General features: G+C 56.0%; 16 protein-coding genes. 11 read left to right on the top strand and 5 right to left on the bottom strand.

Features of this window, described 5'->3' with window-relative positions:
* Positions 1-24: 24 nt before the first annotated feature.
* The 10 genes from HBM95_10010 to gstA all read left to right on the top strand — a co-directional run bounded on the left by HBM95_10010 (position 25) and on the right by gstA (position 9,541).
* The gene (locus tag HBM95_10010) at positions 25-465 is read left to right on the top strand and encodes a DUF2569 domain-containing protein (GenBank protein ID NIH43263.1); all 441 of its coding nucleotides are present in this window, start codon (positions 25-27) and stop codon (positions 463-465) included.
* A 76-nt stretch (positions 466-541) separates the two neighbouring features.
* Positions 542-1,123 (top strand): electron transport complex subunit RsxA, encoded by a 582-nt coding sequence (gene rsxA / locus HBM95_10005; GenBank protein NIH43262.1) that lies wholly within the window; start codon positions 542-544, stop codon positions 1,121-1,123.
* Positions 1,123-1,701, top strand: coding sequence for an electron transport complex subunit RsxB (rsxB, locus tag HBM95_10000; protein NIH43261.1), 579 nt, complete (start codon positions 1,123-1,125; stop codon positions 1,699-1,701). The genes rsxA and rsxB overlap by 1 nt, the downstream gene beginning before the upstream one ends.
* Positions 1,694-3,715: an electron transport complex subunit RsxC gene (rsxC, locus tag HBM95_09995; protein NIH43260.1), complete on the top strand. Its 2,022-nt coding sequence runs from the start codon at positions 1,694-1,696 to the stop codon at positions 3,713-3,715. The genes rsxB and rsxC overlap by 8 nt, the downstream gene beginning before the upstream one ends.
* Positions 3,716-4,768, top strand: coding sequence for an electron transport complex subunit RsxD (rsxD, locus tag HBM95_09990; GenBank protein ID NIH43259.1), 1,053 nt, complete (start codon positions 3,716-3,718; stop codon positions 4,766-4,768).
* Between the two features lie 10 nt (positions 4,769-4,778).
* Positions 4,779-5,405 carry an electron transport complex subunit RsxG gene (rsxG, locus tag HBM95_09985; GenBank protein NIH43258.1) on the top strand — a complete coding sequence of 209 codons (627 nt, stop codon included), beginning with the start codon at positions 4,779-4,781 and terminating at the stop codon, positions 5,403-5,405.
* Positions 5,402-6,088 (top strand): electron transport complex subunit E, encoded by a 687-nt coding sequence (locus tag HBM95_09980; GenBank protein ID NIH43257.1) that lies wholly within the window; start codon positions 5,402-5,404, stop codon positions 6,086-6,088. The genes rsxG and HBM95_09980 overlap by 4 nt, the downstream gene beginning before the upstream one ends.
* Positions 6,085-6,720 carry an endonuclease III gene (nth, locus tag HBM95_09975; GenBank protein ID NIH43256.1) on the top strand — a complete coding sequence of 212 codons (636 nt, stop codon included), beginning with the start codon at positions 6,085-6,087 and terminating at the stop codon, positions 6,718-6,720. Before HBM95_09980 ends, nth begins: the two co-directional genes overlap by 4 nt.
* A 601-nt stretch (positions 6,721-7,321) precedes the next feature.
* Complete coding sequence (gene dtpA, locus HBM95_09970) at positions 7,322-8,830, top strand: dipeptide/tripeptide permease DtpA (protein NIH43255.1); 1,509 nt, start codon at positions 7,322-7,324, stop codon at positions 8,828-8,830.
* Between the two features lie 105 nt (positions 8,831-8,935).
* Positions 8,936-9,541: a glutathione transferase GstA gene (gstA, locus tag HBM95_09965; protein ID NIH43254.1), complete on the top strand. Its 606-nt coding sequence runs from the start codon at positions 8,936-8,938 to the stop codon at positions 9,539-9,541.
* Positions 9,542-9,618: 77 nt separating this feature from the next.
* On the opposite strand, the gene pdxY is transcribed toward gstA, so the two are convergent.
* The 5 genes from pdxY to anmK all read right to left on the bottom strand — a co-directional run bounded on the left by pdxY (position 9,619) and on the right by anmK (position 14,200).
* Positions 9,619-10,479, bottom strand: coding sequence for a pyridoxal kinase PdxY (gene pdxY / locus HBM95_09960; GenBank protein NIH43253.1), 861 nt, complete (start codon positions 10,477-10,479; stop codon positions 9,619-9,621).
* 66 nt (positions 10,480-10,545) lie between these two features.
* Positions 10,546-11,820 (bottom strand): tyrosine--tRNA ligase, encoded by a 1,275-nt coding sequence (gene tyrS / locus HBM95_09955; protein ID NIH43252.1) that lies wholly within the window; start codon positions 11,818-11,820, stop codon positions 10,546-10,548.
* Between the two features lie 125 nt (positions 11,821-11,945).
* Positions 11,946-12,602, bottom strand: coding sequence for a pyridoxamine 5'-phosphate oxidase (pdxH, locus tag HBM95_09950; GenBank protein ID NIH43251.1), 657 nt, complete (start codon positions 12,600-12,602; stop codon positions 11,946-11,948).
* 57 nt (positions 12,603-12,659) lie between these two features.
* Positions 12,660-12,983, bottom strand: a complete 324-nt coding sequence (gene mliC, locus HBM95_09945; GenBank protein NIH43250.1) for a C-type lysozyme inhibitor — start codon at positions 12,981-12,983, stop codon at positions 12,660-12,662.
* A 92-nt stretch (positions 12,984-13,075) separates the two neighbouring features.
* Complete coding sequence (anmK, locus tag HBM95_09940) at positions 13,076-14,200, bottom strand: anhydro-N-acetylmuramic acid kinase (protein NIH43249.1); 1,125 nt, start codon at positions 14,198-14,200, stop codon at positions 13,076-13,078.
* Between the two features lie 255 nt (positions 14,201-14,455).
* Here anmK and slyB point away from each other — a divergent pair, with 255 nt between their 5' ends.
* The gene (slyB, locus tag HBM95_09935) at positions 14,456-14,923 is read left to right on the top strand and encodes an outer membrane lipoprotein SlyB (protein NIH43248.1); all 468 of its coding nucleotides are present in this window, start codon (positions 14,456-14,458) and stop codon (positions 14,921-14,923) included.
* Positions 14,924-15,096 lie beyond the last annotated feature (173 nt).

Genomic DNA, 15,096 nt, shown 5'->3' with positions numbered 1-15,096 from the left:
TTCGCGCAGATAATGGGAGAGTTCATGACCGCAACGCCTGGAGAACGCATCGGAGGCTGGTTAATCGCCCCACTGGCATGGCTGCTGGTTGCCTTATTAAGCGCATCGCTTGCGCTGCTGCTTTATACCACCGCATTGATTACCCCTCACGCCATCCAGACCCTGATGTCGCAAAGCGTGCTGAATATAGCAATGTGGTTTGTGTCGTTCGTTTTCGCGATTGGGATGTGGTACTACACCCTGTGGCTGACCATCGCCTTCTTTAAGCGCCGCAAGAGCGTGCCTAAGCACTATATTATCTGGCTGCTCATTTCGGTTCTGCTGGCGGTTAAAGCGTTTGCTTTCTCGCCCGTGTCTGACGCGCTTGCTGTCCGCCAGCTGCTTTTCCCGTTACTGGCTGCGGCGCTGCTGGTGCCCTATTTCAAGCGTTCAACGCGTGTGAAAAACACCTTCGTGAACCCGTAATAACCTTACAGATAACCTGTTGTCGCCTGACCCGGTTTGTCCGATAATAGGCGGCTTTTTTATTTCAGGCTAAATAATGACCGATTACTTACTGCTCTTTGTCGGCACCGTGCTGGTTAACAACTTCGTTCTGGTGAAGTTCCTTGGCCTGTGCCCGTTTATGGGCGTGTCCAAAAAGCTGGAAACGGCGATGGGCATGGGGCTGGCGACGACCTTTGTCATGACGATGGCGTCTATCTGCGCGTGGTTGATTGACACCTGGATCCTCATCCCGCTGGGGTTAATCTATCTCCGTACGCTGGCGTTTATTCTGGTTATTGCGGTTGTGGTGCAATTTACTGAAATGGTGGTGCGTAAAACCAGCCCGGCGCTCTATCGCCTGCTGGGTATCTTCCTGCCGCTGATCACCACCAACTGCGCGGTACTCGGCGTGGCGCTGCTGAACATCAACCTTGGGCATAACTTTATGCAGTCGGCGCTGTACGGTTTTTCCGCCGCCGTCGGTTTCTCCTTTGTTATGGTTCTGTTCGCGTCGATTCGCGAACGTCTGGCGGCAGCGGATATCCCTGCGCCATTTCGCGGAAATGCCATTGCGCTGGTCACCGCGGGTTTAATGTCTCTGGCCTTTATGGGCTTTAGTGGTCTGGTGAAGTTGTAATGAGTGCTATCTGGATTGCCATCGCCTCTATCAGCGTCCTGGGGTTGGTGTTTGGCCTTATCCTGGGCTACGCCTCCCGCCGTTTCGCGGTAGAGGACGATCCTGTTGTTGAAAAAATTGATGAGCTTTTGCCGCAAAGTCAGTGCGGGCAGTGCGGCTACCCGGGCTGCCGCCCTTACGCTGAAGCGGTAGGGATTCAGGGTGAAAAAATTAACCGTTGTGCGCCCGGTGGCGAAGCGGTAATGCTGAAAATTGCCGCCCTGCTTAACGTAGATCCGCAGCCCGTAGATGGCGATGCGGAGGTGCAGGAGCCGGTTCGCGCCCTCGCCGTGATCGACGAAGCAAACTGCATCGGCTGCACCAAATGTATTCAGGCCTGTCCGGTTGACGCCATTGTCGGCGCGACCCGCGCCATGCACACCGTTGTGGCGGATCTGTGCACCGGCTGTAACCTCTGCGTGGCCCCCTGCCCGACGCAATGTATTGAGCTGCGCCCGGTTGAAACGACTACCGAAAGCTGGAAGTGGGATCTTCAAACCATTCCGGTTCGCAATATTCCTGTGGAACAACATGCTTAAGTTATTTTCTGCTTTCAGAAAAGAGAAGATTTGGGACTTTGACGGCGGGATCCATCCGCCGGAGATGAAAACCCAGTCCAACGGCACGCCGCTGCGTCAAATTCCGCTGGCGACCCGTTTCGTCATGCCGCTCAAGCAGCATATTGGCGCTGAGGGCGAGCTGTGCGTGAAAGAAGGCGATACGGTCCTTCGCGGTCAGCCGTTGACCTTTGGCCGTGGACGTATGCTGCCGATTCACGCCCCAACATCCGGTAAAGTGGTGGCGATTGCCCCTCATACGGTGGCGCATCCGTCCGCGCTGTCGGAACTGAGCGTGATTATTGAAGCCGACGGCGAAGATCGCTGGATTGACCGTGACGGCTGGAGCGACTACCGCAGCCAGAGTCGCGAAGCGCTTATCGAGCGTATTCATCAGTACGGCGTCGCGGGCCTCGGCGGCGCGGGCTTCCCGACCGGCGTCAAGCTGCGCGGCGGCGGCGATAACATTCAGACATTGATTATCAATGCCGCCGAGTGCGAGCCGTATATCACCGCTGACGATCGTCTGATGCAGGATTGCGCCGCCCAGGTGGTGGAAGGCATCCGCATCCTCGCGCACATCTTACAGCCGCGAGAAGTGTTGATTGGTATTGAAGACAATAAACCGCAGGCTATCTCAATGCTGCGCGCCGTGCTGGCCGGTAGCCATGATATCGCCCTGCGCGTCATTCCGACCAAGTACCCTTCTGGCGGCGCAAAACAGCTGACGCAAATCCTCACCGGAAAGCAGGTGCCGCATGGCGGACGCTCGTCGGATATCGGCGTACTGATGCAAAACGTCGGAACCGCTTACGCCGTGAAGCGCGCGGTGATTGACGGCGAGCCGTTGACCGAACGCGTGGTGACGCTGACCGGAGAGTCGGTCTCTCGTCCGGGCAACGTCTGGGCACGTCTTGGTACGCCGGTGCGCCACCTGCTGGAACAGGCTGAATTTTGCCCGGCCAGCGACCAGATGGTGATCATGGGCGGCCCGCTGATGGGCTTTACCCTGCCGTGGCTCGATGTCCCGGTAGTGAAAATCACCAACTGTCTGCTTGCCCCTTCCCCGACTGAGATGGGCGAGGAGCAGGAAGAGAAAGGCTGCATCCGCTGCAGCGCCTGTGCCGATGCCTGCCCGGCGGATCTGCTCCCGCAGCAGCTGTACTGGTACAGCAAAGGCCAGCTGCACGATAAAGCCAAAGCCCATAACCTGGCCGACTGCATCGAATGCGGCGCCTGCGCCTGGGTCTGTCCAAGCAACATTCCGCTGGTGCAGTACTTCCGCCAGGAGAAGGCCGAGATTTATGCCATCTCCATGGAAGAAAAACGCGCCGCGGAAGCCAGGGCTCGCTTCGAAGCGCGCCAGGCGCGTCTCGAACGTGAGAAGATGGCTCGTCAGGAGCGACATAAGCAGGCCGCCGTTCAGCCTGCCGAAAAAGATCAGGATGCGATTAACGCCGCCCTGGCGCGCGTTCGCGAGAAAAAAGCCAATGCCGCCCAGACGCTGGTGATCCAGGCCGGTGAAAAACCGGATAACAGCGAAGCGATTGCCGCCCGCGAAGCACGTAAGGCTGCGGCCCGCGCCCGCCAGGCGGAAAAAGCGCAAACGGCACAGCCGGAAGCTGAAGTCGATCCACGCAAAGCTGCCGTTGAAGCGGCCATTGCCCGCGCCAAAGCCCGCAAGGCCGGGGAGCAGCAGGTAGTGGTTGAACAGGAAGCGGTCGATCCGCGTAAAGCCGCCGTTGAAGCCGCAATTGCCCGCGCCAAAGCGCGCAAAGCGGCGCAGCAGGCGCCTGCCGCAGAACCCGAAGCACCGGTCGACCCGCGTAAAGCCGCCGTTGAAGCCGCGATTGCTCGCGCCAAAGCGCGTAAAGCGGCACAGCAGGAAGAGCAGCCGCAGGCCGCAAACGACGACCCGCGCAAGGCCGCCGTCGCGGCCGCGATCGCGCGCGTTCAGGCGAAGAAAGCCGCACAGCAAGCCGTAAACGAGGATTAAATGGTTTTCAGAATCGCAAGCTCCCCATACACCCACAACCAGCGTCAGACCTCGCGCATCATGATGCTGGTCTGCCTGGCCGCGCTGCCGGGCATTGCCGTTCAGTGCTGGTTTTTCGGCTGGGGAACCCTGTTCCAGATAGCCCTGGGCTGTTCCAGCGCTATAGCAGCAGAGGCTCTCGTGCTGAAGCTGCGCAAGATGGCCGTTTCACGCATCCTGGCCGACAACTCCGCGCTGCTGACTGGCCTGCTGCTGGCCATCAGTATTCCGCCGTTTGCCCCGTGGTGGATGGTGGTACTTGGTACCGTGTTTGCCGTAATTATTGCTAAACAGCTGTATGGCGGGCTGGGCCATAACCCGTTTAATCCGGCGATGATTGGCTACGTGGTGGTGCTGATCTCTTTCCCGGTGCAGATGACCAGCTGGCTTCCTCCGCACGAGATTGCGGCCACGGTTCCGGGCTTTATGGATGCCCTGCACGTGATCTTTACCGGCCATACGGCGCGGGGGGCTGATATGAACGCGCTGCGTATGGGCGTGGACGGCATCAGCCAGGCGACGCCTCTCGATACCTTCAAAACGTCCCTGCATGCCGGGCACAGCGTTGAGCAGACCATGAAATCCGCGATCTACAGCGGCATGCTGGCGGGCGCGGGCTGGCAGTGGGTCAACCTGGCGTATCTGCTGGGCGGCCTGTTCCTGCTGCAGCAAAAAGCCATTCGCTGGCATATTCCGGTGAGCTTCCTCGTGACGCTGGCGTTCTGCGCCACGCTGGGCTGGCTCTTCTCTCCTGAATCACTGGCCAGCCCGCAGATGCATTTGCTCTCCGGTGCGACCATGCTGGGTGCCTTCTTTATCCTGACGGATCCGGTTACGGCATCAACGACTAACCGCGGCCGTCTGATCTTCGGCGCGCTGGCCGGGCTGCTGGTGTGGCTTATTCGCAGCTTTGGCGGATACCCGGACGGCGTGGCGTTTGCCGTGCTGCTTGCCAATATTACCGTTCCGCTCATCGACTATTACACGCGCCCCCGCGTGTACGGCCATCGCTAAGGGTTTCGCCATGCTAAAAACGATGCAAAAACACGGCGTCACGCTGGCAGTCTTCGCCGCGGTCCTGACCGGGCTGACGGCACTGGTCAATGCGCTGACCAAAACGACCATTGAAGAACAGGCGCTGAAGCAGCAAAAGGCGCTGTTCGATCAGGTGATCCCGTCCGATTTCTACGATAATGACCTGCAAAAAAGCTGCTTTGTGGTAGACGCGACGCAGCTTGGAAAAGGCACGCACCGTGTCTTTATCGCCCGCAAAGGAGATAAACCCGTAGGCGCAGTGATGGAAGCGACGGCGCCCGATGGCTATTCTGGCTCCATTCAACTGCTTGTCGGCAGCGATTTCACCGGAACCATACTGGGCACCCGCGTGACGGAACACCATGAAACGCCGGGCCTGGGCGATAAAATTGAAACCCGGCTGAGCGACTGGATTTTGCACTTTGCCGGTAAAGTAATCCATGGCGAAGGTGACACCGCGTTTGCGGTGAAGAAAGACGGCGGTGAGTTTGACCAGTTCACCGGCGCAACCATCACGCCGCGCGCCGTGGTGAACGCCGTAAAACGAGCCGGGCTATATGCTGAAACGCTGCCCGCGCAAATCAACAATCTTCCGGCCTGTGGGGAGTCATCATGAGCCAGGTTAAAGAGGTTATTGTCCAGGGGCTGTGGAAGAACAACTCCGCGCTGGTACAGCTTCTGGGACTCTGTCCGCTGCTGGCGGTGACATCTACCGCTACCAACGCGCTCGGGCTGGGCCTGGCGACCACGCTGGTGCTGACCCTGACCAACTTCTCTATTTCTGTTTTGCGCCGCTGGACGCCGTCGGAGATCCGTATTCCGATTTACGTGATGATCATTGCGTCGGTGGTGAGCGTCGTGCAGATGCTTATCAACGCTTACGCGTTTGGCCTGTACCAGTCGCTCGGGATTTTTATTCCGCTTATCGTGACCAACTGCATCGTCGTTGGCCGCGCTGAGGCTTTCGCGGTAAAAAACAACCCGGCCATTTCCGCTCTGGATGGGTTTTCCATCGGCATGGGCGCGACTGCCGCCATGTTCGTCCTCGGGTCCATGCGTGAAATTCTCGGCAACGGGACGCTCTTCGACGGTGCCGATGCCCTGCTGGGCGGCTGGGCCAAGGTGCTGCGCATAGAAGTGTTCCACACCGACACGCCATTCCTGCTGGCGATGCTGCCGCCTGGCGCGTTCATTGGCCTTGGCATGATGCTGGCGGTAAAATACCTGATTGATGAAAAACGTAAGCGCCGCGCGGCAGAGCGCAGCGTTCTGGAAGGGACACCCGAGAAGGCTTCATGAATAAAGAAAAGCGCATTGCGATCCTGACTCGTCTGCGGGACGAGAACCCGCACCCGACGACGGAGCTGAATTTTACCTCCCCGTTTGAGCTGCTGATCGCGGTGCTGCTCTCTGCGCAGGCGACCGATGTGAGCGTCAACAAAGCCACTGCCCTGCTCTATCCGGTCGCCAATACGCCAAAAGCGATGCTGGAGCTGGGCGTGGAGGGCGTTAAGTCTTATATCAAAACCATCGGCCTGTTTAACAGCAAGGCGGAGAACGTCATTAAGACATGTCGGATCCTGCTGGAACAGCACGGAGGCGAGGTGCCGGAAGACCGCGCGGCTTTGGAGGCATTACCGGGGGTGGGACGTAAAACCGCGAACGTTGTACTCAATACCGCGTTTGGCTGGCCGACGATAGCCGTTGATACCCATATATTCCGCGTCTCAAACCGGACTAACTTCGCCCCAGGGAAAAATGTCGAGCAGGTAGAAGAGAAGCTGTTAAAAGTGGTCCCTGCCGAATTCAAGGTTGACTGCCATCACTGGCTGATTTTGCACGGTCGTTATACCTGCATAGCCCGAAAGCCGCGCTGCGGCTCCTGTATTATTGAAGATCTCTGCGAATATAAAGAAAAAGTGTATCCCTGACTTTTATCCGCAATCACAATCCCACACCAGGAGAGGGCCTTCCAGAAACCCTTCTCCTGACCATAAATCATCCGCCTTCTTTATCCTCCAGCCTGTCACTTCTTCCGCGCTATAACGCTCAAACAGGTTAATAGTTTTTTCATAGCCAAAAATTTCTATACATCTGTGATCGCGATCACTCTGATAACGTCATGTTGATTTTTTGTAGTCAAAGTCATCGCAAACCCTTTGCCGGGCAAGATATAACTGTGCTTACCCGGAAGATAAGACCAGCTATTTTTCAGAATATGGGCTATATCACTGCAACAGACGGCAAATAGCAGAACATATCGCCAAAAGCCCATCACACAGGGTGTATAGCAGTCGAAAAAACTACCTTTAGTTATCGTATAAAATTTAACGCTGAATAACATTTACAGAAACCGACGATTATACCGCTCCAGATATATGTAACAGAGTATTACAAACGTATTGCCAGACGGGTCAGGATAGTGAACATTACCCGCCGTTTCTCCTCCCAATATAACTATAAGGCGGATGGGCTACGGCCATCACGCTATGAACACCCCCGTTAATATGGGATGTAAAAAAAGAGGTATATGTGTCGACTGCAAACAATAAACCAACAGATGAAAGCGTGAGTCTGAACGCTTTTAAACAACCGAAAGCGTTTTATCTCATCTTCTCTATCGAGTTATGGGAGCGTTTTGGTTACTACGGCCTGCAAGGGATCATGGCGGTTTACCTGGTTAAACAGCTGGGTATGTCCGAAGCCGATTCCATCACGCTGTTCTCCTCCTTCAGTGCCCTCGTCTACGGTCTGGTTGCCATTGGCGGCTGGCTGGGTGATAAAGTTCTTGGTACTAAGCGCGTCATTATGCTGGGCGCTATTGTTCTGGCTATTGGCTATGGTCTGGTTGCATGGTCTGGACATGATGCGGCTGTGGTCTATATGGGCATGGCAACCATCGCCGTGGGTAACGGTCTGTTCAAAGCGAACCCGTCTTCCCTGCTCTCAACCTGCTACAGCAAAGATGACCCACGTCTGGACGGTGCATTTACCATGTACTACATGTCCATCAACATTGGTTCCTTCTTCTCCATGCTGGCAACCCCATGGCTGGCCGCGAAATTTGGCTGGAGCGTGGCGTTTGCGCTGAGCTTCGTGGGTATGCTGATCACTGTGGTGAACTTCCTGTTCTGCCGCAGCTGGGTAAAAGACTACGGTTCAAAACCTGACTTCGAGCCAGTACACATGGGTAAACTGCTGGCGACTATCGTGGGCGTTGTCGTCCTGGCGGCGATCGCCACCTGGCTGCTGCACAACCAGGGTATCGCTCGTGCCGTTCTGGGCGTGGTTGCGCTGGGTATCGTGGTCATCTTCGCGAAAGAAGCGTTCGCTATGCAGGGTGCTGCGCGCCGTAAGATGATTGTGGCGTTCATTCTGATGCTGGAAGCGATTATCTTCTTCGTGCTGTACAGCCAGATGCCAACCTCTCTGAACTTCTTCGCGATTCGTAACGTTGAGCACTCTATCCTGGGCATCGCGTTCGAGCCGGAGCAGTATCAGGCGCTGAACCCGTTCTGGATCATGATTGGTAGCCCGATTCTGGCCGCTATCTATAACAAGATGGGCGACCGCCTGCCGATGCCGCACAAGTTCGCCATCGGAATGGTGCTGTGCTCCGGTGCGTTCCTGGTGCTGCCGCTGGGTACCAGGTTTGCGACTGACGCAGGTATCGTGTCCGTGAACTGGCTGATCCTGAGCTACGCGCTGCAGTCTATTGGCGAACTGATGATCTCCGGTCTGGGTCTGGCGATGGTTGCACAGCTGGTGCCACAGCGTCTGATGGGCTTCATTATGGGTAGCTGGTTCCTGACCACTGCCGGTGCGGCAATCATCGCCGGTAAGATCGCGAACCTGATGGCGGTGCCGGAAAACGTGACCGATCCACTGGTCTCCCTGAACGTCTACGGTACCGTGTTCATGCAGATTGGTATTGCTACGGCGGTTATCGCGGCGCTGATGCTGCTGACCGCGCCGAAACTGAATCGAATGACTCAGGACGACGACAAGACGGCTGAAACGACCAAAACCGCTACCGCGTAATATCTGAGAGAAACGACTGAACAGAAGCCGCTAAGAGATTAGCGGCTTTTTTTTTGTCCCTTCGCGCACTAACATAGCTGAAACCTCAGCAAAAAGGAGTTACCGATGAAACTGTTCTACAAACCGGGCGCGTGCTCTCTTGCTTCCCATATCACCCTGCGCGAGAGCGGCAAAGATTTCACGCTGGATGGCGTTGATCTGATGAAAAAGCGCCTGGAAAACGGGGATGACTTTTTTGCGATTAACCCAAAAGGGCAGGTTCCGGCCCTGCTGCTGGATGACGGTACTCTGCTGACCGAAGGCGTGGCGATTATGCAATTCCTGGCGGACAACGTACCGGATCGCCAGCTCCTTGCCCCTACCGGCAGCGTCGCACGTTATAAGACGCTGGAGTGGTTAAACTATATCGCCACCGAGCTGCACAAAGGCTTTACCCCCCTGTTCCGCCCGGATACCCCGGAAGAGTACAAGCCAACCGTGCGAGCTCTGCTGGAGAAAAAGCTGCAGTTTGTGAATGAAGCGCTGAAAGACGATCAGTGGATTTGTGGTTCACGTTTCACCATTGCCGACGCGTACCTGTTTACCGTCCTGCGCTGGGCGCGTGCGGTTAAGCTGAACCTGGAGGGGTTGGACCACATCGCATCGTATATGGCGCGCGTGGCGGAGCGTCCAGCGGTGGCTGCGGCGCTAAAAGCGGAAGGTCTTAACTAATATCGCCCGGCGGCGCTACGCTTGCACGGGCCTACGGATTAAGTAGGCCAGGTAAGCGCAGCGCCACCCGGCATCGTTTAAAGCTGCGTTGCGCTGAAATAATGCTCCGGCTTAGCGATTCGATCCTGTGCCGCGACCACCTGCAGTTCATATTCCTGCATATCTTTCGTCGCAATCATAATTTCATACACCGCTGCCGTAACGTGCTCCAGCGCGTCTCTCACCGTTGCGCCCTGCAACAGTTTCACCAGCAGCAGCCCGCTGGTCACATCACCCACACCCACCGGCTGACGCGAGCCGAAATCCACCAGCGGGCGGCTGATATGCCATGCGTCATCTTTCGTCACCAGCAGCATCTCAAAACGCTCCTGGGTCAGTCCTGCGCGGGCGAGATGTTTTACCAGCACAATTTCAGGCCCCTGGGCTATCAGCTCGCGAGACGCGCGTACCGCCTCTTCTACGCTATTAACCGAATGCTCGCAGAGGATCTCCAGCTCAATCAGGTTGGGCGCAATGATATCGCTGGCGGGCAACGCATGACGAACGTGAAACTCCGCTACGCCAGGCGCCACGATGCAGCCTTTCTCCGGGTGTCCCATGACGGGATCGCAGAAGTATTTTGCCGCCGGGTTTGCCGCTTTAACCTGACGCACGATACCGAGGATATGTTCCCCCTGTTCCGCTGAGCCGAGGTAGCCGCTCAGCACGGCGTCACAGCGTTTGAGCTGGTCGATATCGGCAATACCCTGCACAACCTCGGTGAGGTGTGAAGGCGGCATCACGCAGCCGGTCCATTTGCCGTATTGCGTATGGTTAGAGAACTGCACGGTATTAAGGGGCCAGACGTTGGCTCCGAGGCGGCGCATCGGGAACTCCGCTGCGCTATTGCCAGCATGTCCAAATACAACGTGGGACTGAATGGCGAGGATGTTCTTCATCTTTTACTTACCAAACCCGAAAAAAACAAAAAGGGCGTGGTTTCCCACGCCCCTGAAGACTTTTAATTATTTCCAGCAGACCAGACAGTAGTTTTTCTTACCGCGGCGCAGCAGCGTGTAGCGGCCATACAGACGATCGCCGTCAACGAAGGTGTATTCCGGGTCAGCCTGCTTTTCACCGTTGATGGTGATAGCGTTGGACGCGATGGTTTTACGCGCCTGACCGCGGGAAGGCTGGAGCTCAGAGTCCACCAGCGCCTGCATCAGGTCAGCCCCTTTTTCCATTTCGACCATCGGCACACCGTCCTGCGCCAACTGCTCGAAGTCCGCTTCGCTCAGATCGCTCAGGGTACCGTTGAACAGGCTTGCAGTAATGCGTTTTGCCGCGGCCAGACCTTCTTCACCGTGAACCAGTTTGGTCACTTCATCCGCCAGCACGTACTGGGCACGCGGTGCTTTACCGCTGTTCTTATCTTCCTCTTCCAGCGCGTTGATCTCTGCAATGTCCATGAAGGTGAAGAACTTCAGGAAGCGGTAAACATCGGCGTCCGCCGTGTTGATCCAGAACTGGTAGAATTTGTACGGACTGGTTTTCTTCGGATCCAGCCACACCGCGCCGCCTTCGGTTTTACCGAATTTGGTGCCGTCCGCTTTGGTAATCAATGGAACGGTCAGGCCAAACACCTGGTTCTGATGCAGACGACGGGTCAGGTCGATACCGGAGGTGATGTTCCCCCACTGGTCAGAACCGCCGATCTGCAGAGAAACGCCGTGCAGCTTGTTCAGGCAGGCAAAGTCATAGCCCTGCAGCAGGTTGTAGGAGAACTCGGTAAAGGAGATACCCTGATCGTCACGGTTCAGACGCTGCTTCACGGCTTCTTTGTTAATCATCTGGTTAACAGAGAAGTGCTTGCCGATGTCTCGCAGGAAGGTCAGCACGTTCATGCTGCCAAACCAGTCGTAGTTGTTGGCGGCAATGGCAGAGTTATCACCACAGTTGAAGTCGAGGAATGGTGCAACCTGCTTGCGGATCTTATCCACCCACTCCTGCACGGTATCTTCGGTGTTCAGCTTACGCTCCGCGGCTTTAAAGCTTGGGTCACCAATCAGACCGGTCGCGCCGCCCACCAGGGCAACAGGCTTATGGCCCGCCATCTGGAAGCGTTTCAGGCATAACAATGGAACAAGATGCCCCAAATGCAAGCTGTCAGCGGTGGGATCGAAGCCGCAATAGAGCGCGATCGGGCCTTGCGCCAGTCGCTCTGCTAACGCTTCCTCGTCCGTCACCTGGGCCACGAGGCCCCGCTCTTGCAATTGTTTAATCAAGTTACTGCTTGCCATCAAATTCTCCATGTATAAACGACTGCACCTTTGCCGGTACACGACTTTTCGCCTGATGCGAAAGGACAATAGAATAAAGCGCAAGCGCGGTGTGCGCTAGCGCTTAAATCAACAAATTTCGGGGATTACGGTGCCAGTCTGTCGATTTTCCAGCCGCCATTCTCGCGCTGGTATAAAAAGCGGTCGTGCAGGCGATGCTCACCGCCCTGCCAGAACTCCATCTGCTCAATCGGAATGCGGAAGCCGCCCCAGAAGCTTGGCAGGGGAATTTCCCCCTGCTGGAACTTCTGTTTCAGCTCCAGGAACTTACTTTCCAGCACGCCGCGGGCAGAGATCCGGCTGGACTGTTTTGACACCCAGGCGCCAATCTGGCTGTCGCGCGGACGGCTGTGGAAATACTTCACCACCTCCAGCGTCGAAAGACGTTCCGCCTTGCCGGTGACCATCACCTGACGTTCCAGCATGTGCCAGGGGAACAGCAGGCTGATGCGGGGATTATTTTCCAGATGGTGCGCCTTGCGGCTGCCCAGGTTGGTATAGAACACCAGCCCTTTCTCGTCGTAATGCTTGAGCAAGACGATGCGCTGATACGGTTGACCGTTTTCATCTACCGTCGCGACGACCATGGCCGTTGGGTCAGCCAGCTTCGCATCGCAGGCCTGTTTCAGCCAGCGTTCAAAGAGCACGAGGGGTTCAGCGGGAAGATCCTGGCGGCGCAGGCCGCCTTTGGTGTATTCACGGCGCAGATGCGCAATTTGCTGCAGTTCATCGTTATCTGACATGGCGTTAGCTGATCTTGAGATTGGGTGGCGCTATTGTGCGCCGCCCCTGTAAAAATCTCAACGCTTCGGATTTTCAAGCTGGCAGTTGTTCAGCACAATGCGGTCGCGTTTGTAAACCGTAGCGCTGTCGCCTTTTGACCAAAACACATAGATACCGTCAGAATAACGTGCCCCGGAGGCCGAGATCCCCTGTTTAAGGGTCAGCAGCTTATTGTCGTAAACGAAGCTGGCTTCCTGACGTGGGTTATTCAACTTCACGGTCAGCGGTTTTTCATCGCAGCGATACTCCAGCGTATCGGTCTGCATGCGCTCAAGGAACTGGTTATAGACGCTGCACCCTGACAGCAATAAAGGCGCGACAATAAGAAGAACTTTTTTCATGGCGTATTCCGAAGACTTTCCTGGTCCTGGAGGGCATGACCGCCCTCCTGTTTTACTCCATTCTAACGACCAGACGACGCGCTGAATTTCAGTTAACTCTGATTATGACGCGGATTTGCCGGGAAAATCGCCCCGAGGACGCTGGCCTCGCGTGCGCCGGTTACCGACGGCAAATTGCCCGGTAGCCCGGCGATGGTGCGCCAGGCAAGCCAGGCGAAAGCCAGCGCTTCCATATCATCACCGCTGATGCCAGCCTCGTCCGTCGTCGTCACTTCTGTACCCGGCAGCAGCCCGGCAAGGCGCGCCATCACCAACGGGTTTCGGCTTCCGCCGCCGCACACCAGCAGGCGTTCGCAGCCGCCGCTGAGCAGCACTTGCTCAGAGATAGACACGGCCGTTAATTCGGCAAGCGTCGACTGAATATCCTGCGGGGCCAGTGCCGGGAACAGCGCCAGCTGGCGCTCAAGCCAGCCAAAGTTGAAGTATTCACGCCCAGTGCTTTTCGGCGCCGGCAAGGCAAAATATGGGTCGCTGAGCATAGACTGCAGCAGCGGGAGGATCACTTTACCCTCGCTCGCCCACTCGGCGTTTTTATCATACGGTTGACCGCACTGCCGCCAGATCCAGGCATCCATTAGCATATTCCCGGGGCCGGTATCGTAGCCGCGAACGGGCTGCCCCGGAATAAGCATCGAGAGGTTAGCAATCCCGCCAATGTTGAGCACCATGCGACGCTCTGAAGGATGCGCCAACAGCGCCTGATGGAAAGCAGGCACCAGCGGTGCGCCCTGCCCGCCAAGGGCAATATCGCGACGACGGAAATCCCCGACGACCGTCACGCCCGTCTTTGCCACTATCTGGTTATTATCGCCGATTTGCAACGTATGCGGCGCCTCGCCAACCGGCTCATGCCAGACGGTTTGTCCATGGCACCCGATGGCGACCACATCCTGAGGTCGAAGATGTTCTTTTTGCATTAACGCCTGCACCGCATCCGCAAACAGCGCCCCCAGGCGAACATCAAGTTGACCAAGCTGGGAGAGAGTCAGCTGCTGCCCCTGACAGATACTCAGAATATCCTCTTTCAGCGAAATGGGGATTGGCCAGGTCAGGCTCGCCTGCTGTGCTACCATATGTTCGTCAATGGCGGCCAGAACGACATCTACCCCATCCAGACTGGTGCCTGACATCACACCAATGTAGCGACCCGATTTCATGCGCTTTCCTTACGTTGCGTGGGCTAAGGATATCCACTCAACCATAAACGACGCTGCTTTGCCATCCGACGATAATATTTTTTAACAATGTCATGCCGGTAACGCGAGCGGATCCTGTTTATGTCTCGTTAAGTCAAATTCAAGTACAATTTTCTTATTGTTAGTGCAAAGATATGAACTATGGCCCTTTATGCCATATAATTTAGCCATAACGGATGCCTCCAAATGGGCGTTTTTGGTGAACAGGAGATTCAAATGATTGTACGTGTACTGGGCGTTTCGCTGATTGGTTTAACCTTGGCTGGCTGTGTGAACGACAGCTCACTGTCTGGCGACGTTTACAGCGCTTCTGAAGCTAAACAGGTTCAGAGCGTGACTTACGGTACCGTTGTTAACGCCCGTCCTGTACAAATTCAGGGTGGTGATGAAAACAACGTCATGGGCGCAATCGGTGGTGCTGTTCTGGGTGGTTTCCTGGGTAACACCGTTGGCGGTGGCACAGGCCGCTCTCTGGCAACCGCAGCGGGCGCCGTTGCCGGTGGCGTGGCAGGCCAGGGCGTCCAGGGTGCGATGAACAAAACGCAGGGCGTAGAGCTGGAAATTCGTAAAGACGACGGCAGCACCATTATGGTTGTTCAGAAACAGGGCAATACCCGCTTCTCAGCAGGTCAGCGCGTTGTGCTGGCAAGCAACGGAAGCCAGGTTACCGTGTCCCCACGTTAATTAAAAATGGATGTGGCCGTCGGGCCACATCCATTTACAATATATATCACTTGAACGAATATATTTACAAAATTCATTCACCCCGCCAATAATTAACCTCACCGTATATTGTTTCTGCGCAAAGTATTTATTGCATTAATTGATTAGACTCTTCGCAATTACCTCTTCATAAA

Origin of the sequence: Enterobacter asburiae (genome assembly GCA_011754535.1) — a bacterium.
In the GTDB taxonomy this organism is placed as follows: Bacteria; Pseudomonadota; Gammaproteobacteria; order Enterobacterales; family Enterobacteriaceae; genus Enterobacter; species Enterobacter cloacae_N.
The sequence above is the reverse complement of the archived record's forward strand: the minus strand, read 5'-3'. Positions and strand labels throughout refer to the sequence as shown.